Genomic DNA, 14,453 nt, shown 5'->3' with positions numbered 1-14,453 from the left:
CGCCGTCCGGCGTGACGGTCGAGCCATCTTACGAAGAAATAATTCAGCAATAATTCATAGGTGAATGTCACAATCACTCGAAAAAAACGCTGTCAAGCATCGTGTGCGCATCGCGACGGCGCCGCGGGCGCAACGGCCCGTCGGGCCGGCGACGGACGGGCCGGCGACGATCATCGGGTCACGCGGAGAAAACGGGGGGCTGACGGCGTCAGGACGGCATCCGGCGCGCCGCCAGATACGCAAGCTGCGCGCGGTTCTGCACGTTGAAGAGTTTTTCGAGCGAGCGGATGTGGTGGCCGACCTTGTGCAGCGACGTGCGCAGCGCGCTCGCGATCTCCTGGTCGGACAGCCCGTGCACGAGACGGTCGAGCACCTGCTGTTGCTCGTCGCCGAGCGCGAAGCCGCGCATGCGTGCGATGCGCGCCTCGAGGAACGGCAACGCGACACGATGCACCGCGAGACTGACCGACAGCGCACCGCCGATCACGCGATCGTCGATCCATTCGGTGCCGTGCGTCTCCGACGTCACGTTCACCGCGACACGCAAATCGAGACGCGGCGCCGACAGGCCGAACAGCACGCCGCTGTTCATCGCGTGCGCGCGCAGATGGCCGGCGAGCGCCAGCAACTTGCGGTCGCCGCTGCCCTGCGCGGCCGCCTCGATCTCGTCGAGCCGCCACGCGACCGGAAAGCCGCTCTGCCGAACCTGCGCGAACCGCGGGTCGCTCTCGTAGAGCATCCCTTCGATAAACGGCTGCATGAACGTTGCGGGCGCGAGGTCGTGCAGCAGATGCGCGCACAGGATGCGCCGCCCGATCATTTCGAAAGCGCCATAACCCAGCGTACTGAAACCGATTTGCCGCAATCGCGCATGGCATTGCGCGAAATCGACCGGAGCAAGGCCGGTTTTACCGGATTCGATTTGAGCGCCGGTAAAAACGTCGTGCCCGATTGCCTGATATTCATTCGAATAAGCCGCAGCCGTTGCGATATCGGCCTGCGAAAACCACTCGACGCGTGGTGCGCCGTCAGCATAGGTCATGAGGAGCCCGCCCTTTCCCAATATGTGAACTTGCGCCCCGTCACGATCCGGTCTTTGCCTTATCGATTGTCTGGTCTTCGTTATATGCGTGCGAATACGAAACTTTCGCCGCCATTAGTATTACGGCATATTACGCGGACCCGGGCATTTTTGTACAATGCCCCCGCGTTTCGTCAGGGATGACGATCGGCGCATATCACACGATGCTCGATCGCACCGCCGCGAATGCCGTACACGATACGGCCGCCGTCAGGCGATGCGTGTCGATTCCCGAGGGATGACACATGTCCGATATTGCATTGCATGAAGAAGCGGTCGCCCCAACCTTTCCCCGCCCGACGCACGGGCTGAACGCGCACCCGGACGTGCCGCGGGAGCGCCCCGTGCAGGTCGTCTGGTGTGACGATGCGAAGCGCGGCGCGCTCACGCAGCCGCACGCGCCGAAGCTCGGCGTCGCCGATACGCTCGCGCACGCGCAGAGCACGGCCGAGCGCAGCCGCATCGTTGCCAGCCTGCTGCATCTGACGGGCTTCGCGACGTTCGCGTACTTCGCGCTCGAATTCGCGCACGAGCGCGTCGAAAGTCTCTACCTGCACGAAGCCTTCACGCCCGCCACCTATCGCGGCGACTACGTGCGGCACCACCATCACGACATCGATCCGCGCACGCTCGGCGCGCGCGTATGCAACATGCCGATCGTGTGGGACCTGCAGCAGTTGCGCCGCGAACATCGCGAGCGCGGCGACGGCCCGCGCGTGACGCCGGCCGCGCTCGACGGCTTCCTGCAGACGATGCAGGACGACGGGATGTGCAGCGGCATCATGTATTCGATGGCCGTGCCCGGCACGCGGCTGCATGCGTTCATGAGCTTCACCGCACCGCGCCGCACGCGCGAATGGATCACGCCGGCGACGATCGAGCAGGCGCTGTCGATCGGGCTGTCGGTGCACAAGTTCGCGTCCCCGCAGCTGATCTCGACGTCGCGCGAGCGCGCGGTCAACGGGCTCACGCCGTTCGAGCAGGAACTGCTGCTCGGCATCGCCGAAGGCGCGTCCGACAAGGAAATCGGCCGGCGCCTCGACACCAGCGCGCACAACGTCGACTATCACCTGCGCAAGTTGCGCAAGCGCTTCGGCGTCGCGAACCGGATCCAGCTCACGTACCTGACGTCGAAGCTCGAGCTGATCTGACGACCGCACCGCCCGTGCGGCGTGCCGCGAACGGACGTGTAAACGCACATGCCGGCCACGGAGGCCGGCATGTGCGGATTGCAGCGCGGCGCCGGGTTCGGCGCCGCTTCGTGAAGGCGGCCTGCGTTACTTCAGCAGCGTCATCTGCACCACCTTGACGATCACGAGACCGACCGCGATCACGAGATAGCCACGCAGCACGGCCATCCAGACCCGCGTCGCGAGCGTCATGTTCTGCGGCTCGAGCGTGTCGAGCGGCGGCATGCGCCACGTGTCGCGCAACGAGCGATCGACGGCCGGCTCGACCACGCGCTTGTTGCGGCGAATCAATACCGTGGCGAGATAGCCCGTGATCGCGAGCACGGTGCCGCCGACCAGCACGTCGACGATCGCTTCGCCGCTGATATCCGGATACATCACCGACGCCGTGAGGATGATCGACAGCAGCACGAGCACCCAGATCACCGCGCCGGTAAACACGTTGAGCTTCGTCGAGTTGACCCAGGGCCCAAGCACTTCGCGGTCATTGCACAGCACCAGCAGGAACACCGTCGCGCTCGGCAGCAGCACGCCCGCGAGCGTCTGCACGGCTTCGGTCAGCAGGCCGAGCGGGCTGCCCGGAATCAGCACGAGCGTGGCCGCGGCCGCGACGATGCCGAAATACACGAGATAGAAACCCTTCGCATCGGACACGCCGCGATGCAGCGAGTGGCGGATCTTGAACACGTCGCCGATGGCATAGGCCGTCGACAGCGAGACGGCCGCCGCGCCGATGATGCACGCGTCGAGCAGCGCCACCGCGAACAGCGTCGCGCTCGTGCGGCCCGCATACTTCTCGAGGCCCGCGATGATGCCGCCCGCATCGGTAAAGTTGCCGGCTTCCGGATGCCCGTTGAACAGCGCGGCGCTGAAACCGATCATGGCGACCGCGCCGACCAGCACGAACACGATACCGATCCACAGGTCGGCCTTTTCATATTTCATGAAGCGCGGCGTGATGCGCTTGTCGATCACGTAGCTCTGCTGGAAGAACAACTGCCACGGCGCGACGGTCGTGCCGACGATGCCGATCACGAGCAGCATCACGTCAGACAGCTTCGCGTGCGCGGGCCAGTTCGGCACGAAGAAATCGCGCGTCATCTGTGCGACGGGCGGGTGGATCGACACGAGCACCGGCACCAGCAGCAGGCTCAGCACGCACAGCCCGATCGCGAACCGCTCGAAGCGCCGGAAATCGCCGGTACTCACCGCGGCCATCGTCAGCGCCGCGGCCACGCACACGCCGGCCACCTTTGGCAGCCCGAAGAAATCCAGCACGAACGTGATGCCGATGAACTCGGTGACGATGGTGAGCGCATTGAGCAGGAACAGGTCGATCACGCTGAACGCGCCCCAGAACTTGCCGAAGCGCTCGAAGATCAGGCGGGCGTGGCCGACGCCCGTGACCGCGCCGAGGCGCAGCACCATTTCCTGGTTCACGTACAGCACGGGCACCAGCAGCAGCAGCGTCCACAGCAGCGTCGTGCCGTAGTTCTGGCCGGCCTGCGTGTAGGTGCCGAATGCGCCGGCGTCGTTGTCGCCGACCATCACGATGAGGCCCGGGCCGATGATCGCGAGCAGCGTGCGCAGGCGGGCCCACCACGTGCCGCGCGAGCCGGTGTCGTGATGCGCGATCGTGCCGAGCGCACCGCGGATGTCGCCCAGGTGGGCTTCGTCGAGCACGGCGCTGCGTTCGGCGGCGATCGGTGGAGAAACGTTGGATGGCGTGGACATGATGTGTTCCGTACGGCGAATGGTTATCTGATGAGCAAGCGATCTTGGAATGCGCGCGGGGCGGCCGCTCGATGGCGGCCGCGTGTGCGCATGCCGAGACGCTCGGTGCGTCTTTCAGCGGATCAACGATTTCAGCTGGTTCAACAGGCGGGAGAACACCCGTGGACGGGCGTCGAGCGTCAGCATCGCGTCGTAGTGGTTGCGCGATTCCGTGACGTGCGGGAGATTCGACAGCAGAAGGCCGAAGTTCATGATCTGGCTCCGTGCGGCGACGGCAGGCTGCCGGCCGCGTGGTGGGCGCGGGGCCAGTCCGGTGCCTGAACGGCGTGTCAGGCTAGTCGGCCGGATTGCCCCTGCGACCCGGGTTCAAAAGGGTCTGTGCATGCAACGGGCATAAGGGACAACTGTCACTGTCGTTCATGGCGGCTCCTGTGCGGTGTTCCGGAGAACACGGTTGACCGCCGTCGGGCGTGCGGGCCGGCACGCGCGAGCCCCGCAAAGGCGTGCGCGAACGCGGCCGCCTGCCAGGCGGCGGTGAAACCGGACGGCGCATGCGAAGACGCATCACGCTAACCGGCGCGAATCAGGGTGCACGTAGGAATTTGCTGCGGAATACTGCTGCGCGCACCGTTTGCCCGGGAGACAAACGGCGGCTTCGATGAGGCACGGACGTCGGTCGCTCAGGCGGAAATTTCGTTCGAAGATCGACTACTGCAGGCGTCCAAGGCGGCGGCCCCAAGAGTGAAGATGGCGGATTCTATGGACGGCCCGAAAGCGAAGTCAACCCCTCCCAACCCCATTTCCCGAAATAAATTTCCTGCCTTGCGACACTGAAAGATTTGCCCTTGAAATGACGCGCCGAAACCTTTCAGCGTGTCACGACACGGCCGGGATCCGATGTGTCCGGACAACCGCGTGGCGCCCCGCCGCCGTCTCGTCGTTCCGCCCTCGCGCCGCTGCCGCGCCGCCGCGCTCATGGCGATACGCACGCCGCACACGGCGCCTTTTGTGCGTTTTTTACTTGCGCTGCAGCAAACGACCCGAATACAATCCGCCGCAATTCATCACAGGAGTCCCTCCGTGGACACATGCTCTAGTTGCAGTTCGATGCCGGTCCAGGCCGGCCAAGCCATCGCGAGATAGCAGCCAGACGCATGTCTTACGCCGCTCGCTCGCATTCGTCGGGTTAGCGCGCTTCCTCCCGGGCCGGCCATCGCCGGTTCGTCCGTTGCACGCTCCATTACGTTCCACCCTCCGATCGCAGGCCGCGTCACGCGTCCGCGCTCGATCACGTCGTCCGGCCCGAGCCGGACCGGACGGAGGCAGCGTCATGTTTCTTCAATCGCTCGCGGTCAGACTCAAGCGCATCGTGCATCTCGCATGCAACCGCTCGTTCGTTTCCGGCCTTTCGCCGCTCGCCCACGCGTTCAGCAACTGGCGCGGTGCGGCGCTCGCCCACGTGCCGGCAGCGCCTCGCCCGCTCGACTGCCTGCTGTTCGCCGCGATGGCCGCCGCAGTCGCGCTCGTCGCGCTGCTGTGCTCGGCCGCGTCACGCCTCGGCTTCGCACAGGTGTGGCGCATCGGCGGCTGGCTGCCGTAACGCCCCGTCGCGCAGCCGTGCCGCGCGCCAGGTACCGCCGCGCGATCGTCTCGCCACGCATTCCGCATCACCCTTTCGTTTCGTCAACCTAACTAATCCAACCGACAACGGAACCCACATGAAGCACTACCTCGAACCCGTCCCGCGCCAGTTCCGCGTCAATGCACTCGCCACGCTGCTGCTGTCGCTCGCCGCCGCGCCCGCGTTCGCGCAATCGGCGCCGCCGGCCGCAGCCGAACCGGCGGCCGACACCAGCGACGCCACCGCGCCCGCACGACAGGCCGCCGATGCTGCCGCGCCCGCCCCCACCGGCTTCCGGGAGCGCTCGAACCTGCTCGGCAACATGGGCGGGCTGCGCGACAGGCTCGGCGACCACGGCATCACGCTGAGCCTGCAGGAAACCAGCGAGTACCTGTACAACACGTCGGGCGGCACGCATCGCGGCGGCGCGTACCAGGGGCTCACGCAATTCGGTTTCAACGTCGACACGGGCAAGGCGGTCGGCCTGCCGGGCGGCACGTTCAACGTGTCGGCGCTGCAGATTCACGGCACCAACCTCACACAGCGCTACCTGCAGACGCTGCAGACCGCGACCGGCATCGAGGCGAATTCGACCACGCGCCTGTGGGAACTCTGGTACCAGCAGTCGCTGCTCGACGGCAAGGTCGACGTGAAGGTCGGCCAGCAGAGCGTCGACCAGGAATTCATGTTGAGCCAGAACGCGGCGACGTTCATGAACGCGACGTTCGGCTGGCCCGTGCTGCCGTCGACCGACCTGCCGGCCGGCGGCCCCGCGTATCCGCTGTCGTCGCTCGGCGTGCGGCTGCGCGTGAAGCCGGCCGATGCGTGGACCGCGATGGTCGGCGTGTTCGACGGCAACCCGGCCGGACGCAGCGACGGCGATGCGCAGGTGCTGAACGCGCACGGCACCAACTTCAACCTGCGCAGCGGCGCGTTCGTGATCGGCGAAGTGCAGTACGCGCTGAACGCGCCGCCCGCCGATCCGAAGGCGCCGCAGCCGGCCGGCCTGCCGGGCACGTACAAGCTCGGCTTCTGGTATCAGTCGCAGCATGCGAACGACCCGCGCGACGGCACCGACGGCCTGTCGCTCGCGAATCCGGAGAGCAACGGCATCGCCGCCACCCATCGCGGCAACTACGGCTTTTATGCGGTCGCGGACCAGATGGTGTGGCGGCCGTCGGCCGACAGCGCGCGCTCGGTCGGTGTGTTCGCGCGCGTGATGGGTGCGCCGGGCGATCGCAATATCGTCGATTTCGCCGCCAACGCCGGCGTGACGCTGAAGGCGCCGTTCAAGGGACGCGACAACGACGTCGCAGGCATCGCCGTCGGCTACGCGAAGATCGGCTCGCATGCGCGCGGCCTCGACGGCGACACCGGCGTCTACACGACGCCCGGCTATCCGGTACGCCGTGCGGAAACGGTCGTCGAGGCGACCTACCAGTACCAGGTCACGCCGTGGTGGCAACTGCAGGCCGACCTGCAGCACTTCTTCCGTCCGGGCGGCGGCATCCCGAACCCGAACGCGGCCGGTGCGCGCATCGGCGACGAAACGGTGGTCGGCGTGCGCACGACGATCACGTTCTAACGCAAGCCTGATGCAAACCCGGGCGGGACGGCCGCTTGCGCGGCAGTCCGGCCCGTGCGCTCTCGCGGGACGCAGGCGCGCGGCCCGCGCCGCGCTTCACTCGCCGTACAGCCCGAGCAGTTTCAGCGTGACGCCGTTGGTCCAGCCGAAACCGTCCTGCAGCGGATATTCGCCGCCCCCGCCGCCGCCCGTGCCGGCGCCTTCGACCACGTACTTCTCGACGAGCTTGCCTTCGGTCGCATACACATGCTTCACGTCGGACAGGAAGCGCGTGCCGATGTCCTTCGCGAGCGCCGGTTCGCCATAGCGCCGCAGCCCGTCGATCGCGATCCACTGCAGCGGCGCCCAGCCGTTCGGCGCATCCCACTGCTGCCCCGTGTTCTCGGTGGTCGTCGCGAGGCCGCCCGGCTGCAGCAGCGTCTTGCGCACCTCACGTGCGGTCGCCTTCGCGCGCTCGGGCCAGGCAACCCCCGCGAACAACGGATACAGCGCGGCGGCCGTCACGGCGTCGCGCGGCTTGCGCTGCTGCCAGTCGTAGTCGCCGTAGTAGCCGCGGCGATTCCACAGATAGCGGTTGATCGCGGCCGCACGCCGGACCGCGCGCGCTGAAAAATCGGTCACGCATGGCACGTCGTGCGTGACCGTGCAGCCCTTCACGATCGTCGTCTCGAGATGGAACATCAGGCTGTTCAGGTCGACCGGCACGATCGACGTCGTGCGGATCGTCGCGAGCGTCTTGCCGTCGCCGAACCAGCGCGAGCTGTAGTCCCAGCCACTTTCGGCGCCCGCGCGCAGGTCGCGGTAGACCTCGTTCGCAGGTCGCGCCGGCACCGACTTCGCGGTCGTCACGTCCTCGAGATACGACTCGTCGCGCGGTGTATCGCTCGCGTCCCAGTAGCGGTTCAGCACCGCGCCGTCGGGCATCGTGACCACGTGGCGCGCGGCCTGCCCGCGCGGCGTCGTGGTTTCGCCCTGCATCCAGTACGCATGTTCCTTGCGCAGTTCCGGCAGGTATTTCCGATAGACGTTGTCGCCTTCGGCCTGCGCGGCGAGCGTCACCATGTACGCGAAGAACGGCGGCTGCGAGCGGCTCGCGTAGTACGTGCGGTTGCCGTTCGGGATGTGCCCCATCGTGTCGATCAGGTGGGCGAAGTTGTCGAGCATGTTGTCGACGAGATCCTCGCGACCCGACACCTGCAGCCCGAGCATCGTGAAATAGGTATCCCAGTAGTAGCCTTCGCGGAAACGGCCGCCCGGCACGACATACGGCTTCGGCAGCGGGATCAGCGAACTGTAGGGCGGCACCGTCGTGCTCGTGCGCGTGAGCTGCGGCCACAGCCAGTCGATGTGCTCGCGCAGCGTCTGGTTCGGCGGCGGCGTCACGCCGCCTTCCGGTGGCGGCGTGAAATGCTGGTCGACGAACGCCTTCAGCGAGAAGCCCGGCTGCGATTTCCGTTGCTGATACAACTGCACGATCGTCGCCGGATCGCTATCGGGCGTCGCGTCGACGAAGGTCTTCTGGTCGGGATAGATCTGCGCGGTCTGCACCGCGACGAACAGGTCGCCATAGAGCTGGCTCGGCGGCGGCAGCAGCGTGCCCGATGCGGGGACGGCAACCGCGGTCGCGGCAGGCGGAGCCGACCGGGCGGCGGCCTGCGCGGCGACCTGGTTCGCGTTGTCGGCCTGTGCGGCGCAGCCGGCCACGGCAAGATACGCGACGGCCAATGCGGCGGCCCAGCGAAGACGCGGCACGGGTGGCGGTGAGAGACGGGGCGAGAAATGCGTTGAGAAGCGGCTTGAAAAGCAGGCCGAGAAGCAGGCTGAGAAGCGGGCTGAAAAGCGCGATGCGATCGATGCGGCACGACGTGACGTCATGACGTGTCCCCTCCTTTGGATGGTGAGTGGGTCGGCACGAGGTCTCGTTCGCGCGCGCTCGTCTCGATGGCCCTCGATCGATGCGCGTCGTTTGGTGGTGCGAGTAGGTCGGAATGTCGCACGAAACGTGCACATCAAGCAAGTTTCGATTCGCGCGACTCGCGCAGATAACCGCGCATGGCCCGCCACACGCGCGCGTCGAGCGCATCCGCATCGGTCTCGCCGCGCGCGCCCGCCGCATCGACGATCCCTTTCACGATCGCGAGCAGATCGTGCGCGACGACGTCGGGCGCCGCGACGCGTGGCGCATCGCGCAGGCCGAGCGCATGCAGCAGCGTCGCGTGGATACGATCCGTGACGCGTGCGGTGCGCGCGCCGAGCGGCAGCCGCGCCTCCTCGAAATCGATCAGCCGCGCGAGCACGGGACGGCGCATCTGGTGCGCGACGGCCGCGCGTACCAGTGCGCGCAGTACGTCGTCGCATGACGACAGCGCGCCAGCCCGGTCGACGTCGTCGAGCAGATGCGCACTCTCGCGCTCGACGAGCGCGGCCGTCAGCGCATCGCGATTCGGGAAGTACTGATAGAGCGAACCGATGCTCACGCCGGCCAGCGCCGCGACCGCGTTCGTCGTGTAGCCGTCGAAGCCGTCGCGCTCCAGAATGCGAGCGGCGGCCTCGACGATCGCGTCGACGGTGGCCAGCGAGCGACGCTGGCGCGGCGCCTTGCGAGGCGACAGCGGGATTCGTGAAGACGATTCGGCCATGGTCGGAATGCGAGCTTCGAATATGAGCAAACGCTCATATTCTAGAAACACCCTTCCGCCCCGTCAAAAAGGAATCCACGCGACCCTGCCCACCCTGTTCATCGTCGTGAAGACGCGCCCCGAATGGCTCGGCTTCCCCATGCCGGAGCGCTTGCGGCCGCCGCGCGAATGCATCGCGCCGATCCGCGAAACGCGAGGCGAACGCGTGTCGCCGCGCCTCTACGCCGCCGCGCTCTGCTCGACACGCGTGACCGATGGGTGTATCGGAGCCGAGCAGGATCACCGCGCATGCGAACGCGCGATCGCGGCGCTTCGAGCGACGCCGCTCCGGGATCGGTGCTTCGACATCGCCGAGATCCTGCCGGGTGTCGAGAACGCACACGCGACCAACGACGACGCGGTCGCACCGTCTGCCGTCCAGGTGCATGCGCGATCCCGACGCGATGCAAGCGCCGCATTTGCGCAGTCGTTCCTTTCGTGGCGTCCGCTAACAAAGACGACTGTTGCAACATGCGGAACAACTGTTGTCGTACGTGACTCAATGGTCACAATGTGGGCATAATGGCGTCTTTACCGCGCGCCCAGCCCATGTCGCCCGTCTTTCTAGCACCGCTCATCGTTGCCTGTGCGTTGTTCATGGAAAGCGTCGACGCGAACATCATCGTCACCGCCCTCCCCGCGATGGCGAGGGATTTCGGGCACAGCCCCGTCACATTGAACATTGCGATCACGGCCTACGTGGTCGGGCTCGGCGTGTTCATTCCGATCTGCGGCTGGCTGGCCGACCGCTTCAGCGCACGCTCCGTGTTCCGCACCGCCATCGGCATCTTCGTCGTCGGCTCGCTGATGTGCGCGGCATCCAGTTCCCTCGGCGTGCTCACGTTCGCGCGCTTCATCCAGGGCGTCGGCGGCGCGATGATGGTGCCCGTCGGCCGCATCATCATCTTCCGCGCCGTGCCGCGCTCGGATCTCGTGCGCGCGATGAACTACCTCGCGATTCCCGCACTGTTCGGGCCCACGGTCGGGCCGCTCGTCGGCGGCTTCATCACGACCTACCTGCACTGGCGGATGATCTTCTTCATCAACGTGCCGATCGGCATCTACGGGATCTACCTCGCGAGCAAGCACATCGCGAACACGCGCGAGCCCGATCCGGGCCCGCTCGACTGGTTCGGCTTCGTGCTGTCGGCCAGCGGCGCCGCGCTGCTGCTGATGGGGCTCACGCTGATCGACGGCTCGCTCACGTCGCGCTCGAACGCGCTCGTCATGTGCGTGACCGGCACCGCCCTGCTCGCGCTCTACGTGCCGTATGCGCGCCGCAAGGAGCGCCCAGTGCTCGACCTCAGCTTCCTCAAGATCCCCACCTATCACGCGAGTGTCGTCGGCGGGTCGCTGTTCCGTATCGGCCTCGGCGCGGTGCCGTTCCTGCTGCCGCTCGCGCTGCAGGAAGGGCTCGGCATGAGCGCGTTCCATTCGGGGCTCATCACGTGCGCGTCCGCGTTCGGCGGCGCCATGAGCCGCTCGACGGCCACCCATACGCTGCGCCGCTTCGGCTTCCGCACGGTGCTGATCTACAACGCGGCATTCGCGGGCCTCGCGATCGCCGCGTACGGCGTGTTTCATCCCGGCATGGCGACCTGGGCGATCTGGCTGATCGTGCTCGTCGGCGGCATCTTCCCCGCGCTGCAGTTCACGAGCCTGAACTCGATGATCTACGCGGACATCTCGCCTCGCGACGCCGGCCGCGCGACGAGCCTCGGCAGCGTCGTGCAGCAGATGTCGCTCGGCCTGGGCGTGACGGTCGCCGGCCTCGTGCTGCACATTTCGCACTGGCTGCAAGGTCATCAGAAGATGGTGTGGTCGGATTTCTGGCCCGCGTTCGTCGTGGTCGGGCTGTGCTCGTTCGCGTCGATTCCGATCACGCGGCGGCTGCCGCCCGGCGCCGGCGACGAAGTCGCGCGCGGCAAGCGGCAATAACGCGCCGACAGACGAACGGGAAAAGGCGGAAGGAAACGCGGCTCGCGAAGCAAGCCGGAAAAACCAAAAAAATCAGCGGACATCCACACGGGGCCGGTGCACAGCCGCATGGATGTCCGCTCAGGGCTCCGGGTCTCCCGATGGGGGTTGAGAATCCCGGATTCGCTTCCTGCGTGCCATGGACATATGTGCGTCGGAAGCAAAATCGTTGCGCGCCTTTATCGTCGCGCCATGGACTGCACTATAGGGAAACTTGCGCAACGCATCTGTCAACCATTGTCAGACACGTTGCGTCGGCACGTCGCACGCGCGCGCCGCTTTCGCGCTAAAGTGGTTCCCGACCATCACTCCCGTCCGCCCTTCCGATGCTTACGCTCTCGCCCGCCGCCGCCCGCGCGCTGCATCTCGCCGCGCAGGGCCTGCTGACGCCACCCCGCCGCAAGGCCACCAAATCTGACGTGCTCGACGCGATCCGCCGGATGGCGCAGTTGCAGATCGACACCATCCACGTCGTCGCGCGCAGCCCGTATCTCGTGCTGTTCAGCCGTCTCGGCGATTTCTCGCCGCAGTGGCTCGACGAGCATCTCGCCGAGGCGCGCCTGTTCGAATACTGGTCGCACGAAGCGTGCTTCCTGCCGGTCGAGCAGTTCGGCCTGATGCGCTACAAGATGCTCGATCCGTCGGGAATGGGCTGGAAGTACGCGGCCGAGTGGCATGAGCAGAATCGTCCCGACATCGAGCGGCTGCTCGCGCGGATTCGCGCCGAAGGCCCCGTCCGGTCGGCCGATTTCGCCCGCGAGGATGGCGTGAAAGGCAACGGCTGGTGGGATCGCAAGCCCGAGAAGCGCCACCTGGAAGTGCTGTTCACGACGGGCGACCTGATGGTGTCGGAGCGCCGTAATTTCCAGCGCGTGTACGACGTGCGCGAGCGCGTGCTGCCCGACTGGGACGACGCGCGCGACCTGCCGCCGCGCCACGCCGTGCTGCCCGCGCTGCTCGACTACACGTGCCGCGCGCTCGGCGTCGTACGCGCGGACTGGGTGGCCGACTACTATCGGCTGCCGCGCCGTTCGTATCGCGCGGAACTCGAGCAGCTCGCGAGCGCGGGCGACCTGATCCCGGTGGCGATCGACGGCTGGAAGGAGCCGGCCTACGTGCATCGCTCGCTCGAAGCGTTGCTGCCCGCCGCGGAAGCCGACACGCTGCGCTCGACGGTCACGACGCTGCTGTCGCCGTTCGACCCGGTCGTCTGGGACCGGCGGCGTGCATCGACGCTGTTCGGTTTCGATTACACGATCGAATGCTATACGCCCGGGCACAAGCGGCGTTACGGCTATTTCTGCCTGCCGGTGCTGCATCGCGGGCGGCTGGTCGGGCGCATCGACGCGAAGGCGCATCGCACGCTCGGCACGTTCGAACTGAAGGCCGTGCATGTCGAGCCGGGCGTGCGGTTCGGCACGGGGCTCGCGGCCGATGTCGCGAAGGCGGTGAAGAAGCTCGCGGCGTGGCACGGCACGCCGGAAGTCACGGTCGGGCGGCAGGCCCCGCCGGAGCTGGTAAAGGCGCTGGCCGGCGCGTAGACGTCCGCACCGCCGGCTGGCACGGCGGCGGCGCGCGCCGCCGGCCGTCCATCAGTCGCGCAGCTTGCGGAAACGCGGCGTGCCGTCTTCGAGGTTCCCGTTGAACATCGCTTCCGGCCGTACCCACAGCCCGCGTGCATGCGGCCACAGGTGTTCGTACACGACCACCGATTCCTCGGTTTCGGAATGGCGGGCAACACCGATGTAGCGATACAGCCCGCCCTTGTAATGGCGATGCGTCGCGAGCTGTTCGGCTTCCTGTTCGGTCATGATGGGCTTCTCTTCGGCAAAAACGGAAAGCGCGTATTGTATGCGCTGCGCCGTGCGTCAGCGTTTCGCGTAGATGTCCGGACGGCGGATCTCCATCACCCGCTCGGGGTTCGCCGACGGCCCGAAGCCGACCGGCCGGTACAGCTCGTGCGCATCGGACGTCACGAGCATGATGCGACGCAGCCCCTGCACCATCTCCTGCGCGAACACGTGGTCGATCAGCGCGCGACCGTAGCCGTTGCCGCGTTCGGCCGGCAGCACGAACACGTCGCACAGGTACGCGAACGTCGCGTGATCGGTCACGAGCCGCGCGAACCCGACGAGCCGGTCGCCCACGTAGGCGCCGAAGCACAGCGAGCCCTCGATCGCACGCTCGACCACGTCGCGCGGAATGCCCTGCGACCAGTACGCGTCGCGATGCAGGAAGTCGAAGATCGCGTCGACGTCGAGTTCGCGCTTGTCGGTGGAAAATCTCAGCGTGGCGGGGGCGGCTGCGGGCACGTCGGTCTCCGGTTCGTGTGGTGGGAAGCGAAATGCCGACGATACAGCGCGGCGCGAGGGGCTACAAGCGGTGACACGTATCGACTACATCCCGACGGACGGGCATCTGCTCTCTCGGCTCACGGCGCCCGCAACGCGCGATCTGCGTTGCAACGCTTCAACGGCAGCGGCCGGGCTGCCACGATCCGCGTGGCCTCGCGCGTGCGCGGGTCGATTTCCAGGTCGAGGCATGCGCAATCGACCGTGCGGGCAACGGGCCTCGATTCGGTGACAAT

At 66.8% G+C, this 14,453-nt stretch carries 13 protein-coding genes; 6 read left to right on the top strand and 7 right to left on the bottom strand.

Features of this window, described 5'->3' with window-relative positions; genetic code table 11:
- Positions 1 to 208: 208 nt before the first annotated feature.
- A complete protein-coding gene (locus HWX36_RS17585; RefSeq protein WP_175953311.1) occupies positions 209 to 1,042 on the bottom strand; it encodes an autoinducer binding domain-containing protein in 834 nt (277 codons plus the stop codon).
- Between the two features lie 284 nt (positions 1,043 to 1,326).
- Between HWX36_RS17585 and HWX36_RS17580 the strand changes: the two genes are divergently transcribed.
- On the top strand, positions 1,327 to 2,232 hold the full coding sequence (locus HWX36_RS17580) for a LuxR family transcriptional regulator (protein ID WP_175953310.1): 906 nt from the start codon (positions 1,327 to 1,329) through the stop codon (positions 2,230 to 2,232).
- A gap of 126 nt (positions 2,233 to 2,358) precedes the next feature.
- On the opposite strand, the gene HWX36_RS17575 is transcribed toward HWX36_RS17580, so the two are convergent.
- Positions 2,359 to 4,005: an Nramp family divalent metal transporter gene (locus HWX36_RS17575; RefSeq protein ID WP_175953309.1), complete on the bottom strand. Its 1,647-nt coding sequence runs from the start codon at positions 4,003 to 4,005 to the stop codon at positions 2,359 to 2,361.
- A 114-nt stretch (positions 4,006 to 4,119) separates the two neighbouring features.
- Entirely contained in the window at positions 4,120 to 4,257 is a 138-nt protein-coding gene (locus HWX36_RS17570) for a hypothetical protein (protein WP_165765561.1), read from the bottom strand.
- 1,078 nt (positions 4,258 to 5,335) lie between these two features.
- Between HWX36_RS17570 and HWX36_RS17565 the strand changes: the two genes are divergently transcribed.
- Both HWX36_RS17565 and HWX36_RS17560 read left to right on the top strand, forming a co-directional pair.
- Positions 5,336 to 5,605, top strand: coding sequence for a hypothetical protein (locus HWX36_RS17565; RefSeq protein ID WP_175953308.1), 270 nt, complete (start codon positions 5,336 to 5,338; stop codon positions 5,603 to 5,605).
- A gap of 118 nt (positions 5,606 to 5,723) precedes the next feature.
- A complete protein-coding gene (locus tag HWX36_RS17560) occupies positions 5,724 to 7,211 on the top strand; it encodes a carbohydrate porin (RefSeq protein ID WP_175953307.1) in 1,488 nt (495 codons plus the stop codon).
- Between the two features lie 96 nt (positions 7,212 to 7,307).
- Here HWX36_RS17560 and treA read toward each other — a convergent pair whose 3' ends face one another.
- Together treA and HWX36_RS17550 are read right to left on the bottom strand one after the other, a co-directional pair.
- Positions 7,308 to 9,086 carry an alpha,alpha-trehalase TreA gene (gene treA, locus HWX36_RS17555; RefSeq protein ID WP_175953306.1) on the bottom strand — a complete coding sequence of 593 codons (1,779 nt, stop codon included), beginning with the start codon at positions 9,084 to 9,086 and terminating at the stop codon, positions 7,308 to 7,310.
- 134 nt (positions 9,087 to 9,220) lie between these two features.
- Positions 9,221 to 9,850 (bottom strand): TetR/AcrR family transcriptional regulator, encoded by a 630-nt coding sequence (locus HWX36_RS17550; RefSeq protein ID WP_175953305.1) that lies wholly within the window; start codon positions 9,848 to 9,850, stop codon positions 9,221 to 9,223.
- A gap of 22 nt (positions 9,851 to 9,872) precedes the next feature.
- Between HWX36_RS17550 and HWX36_RS17545 the strand changes: the two genes are divergently transcribed.
- From HWX36_RS17545 to HWX36_RS17535, 3 genes are all read left to right on the top strand, one after another.
- Entirely contained in the window at positions 9,873 to 10,412 is a 540-nt protein-coding gene (locus tag HWX36_RS17545) for a darcynin family protein (RefSeq protein WP_175953304.1), read from the top strand.
- 26 nt (positions 10,413 to 10,438) lie between these two features.
- Positions 10,439 to 11,827, top strand: a complete 1,389-nt coding sequence (locus HWX36_RS17540) for an MFS transporter (RefSeq protein WP_175953303.1) — start codon at positions 10,439 to 10,441, stop codon at positions 11,825 to 11,827.
- 365 nt (positions 11,828 to 12,192) lie between these two features.
- Entirely contained in the window at positions 12,193 to 13,407 is a 1,215-nt protein-coding gene (locus HWX36_RS17535; protein WP_175953302.1) for a crosslink repair DNA glycosylase YcaQ family protein, read from the top strand.
- Between the two features lie 51 nt (positions 13,408 to 13,458).
- Here HWX36_RS17535 and HWX36_RS17530 read toward each other — a convergent pair whose 3' ends face one another.
- Both HWX36_RS17530 and HWX36_RS17525 read right to left on the bottom strand, forming a co-directional pair.
- The gene (locus tag HWX36_RS17530; RefSeq protein ID WP_006480837.1) at positions 13,459 to 13,677 is read right to left on the bottom strand and encodes a DUF1653 domain-containing protein; all 219 of its coding nucleotides are present in this window, start codon (positions 13,675 to 13,677) and stop codon (positions 13,459 to 13,461) included.
- A 57-nt stretch (positions 13,678 to 13,734) separates the two neighbouring features.
- The gene (locus HWX36_RS17525; RefSeq protein ID WP_175953301.1) at positions 13,735 to 14,178 is read right to left on the bottom strand and encodes a GNAT family N-acetyltransferase; all 444 of its coding nucleotides are present in this window, start codon (positions 14,176 to 14,178) and stop codon (positions 13,735 to 13,737) included.
- Positions 14,179 to 14,453 lie beyond the last annotated feature (275 nt).

The organism is Burkholderia sp. BCC0405, from assembly GCF_902833075.1.
GTDB lineage: Bacteria > Pseudomonadota > Gammaproteobacteria > Burkholderiales > Burkholderiaceae > Burkholderia.
This window is presented reverse-complemented; position numbering and strand designations above follow the sequence as displayed.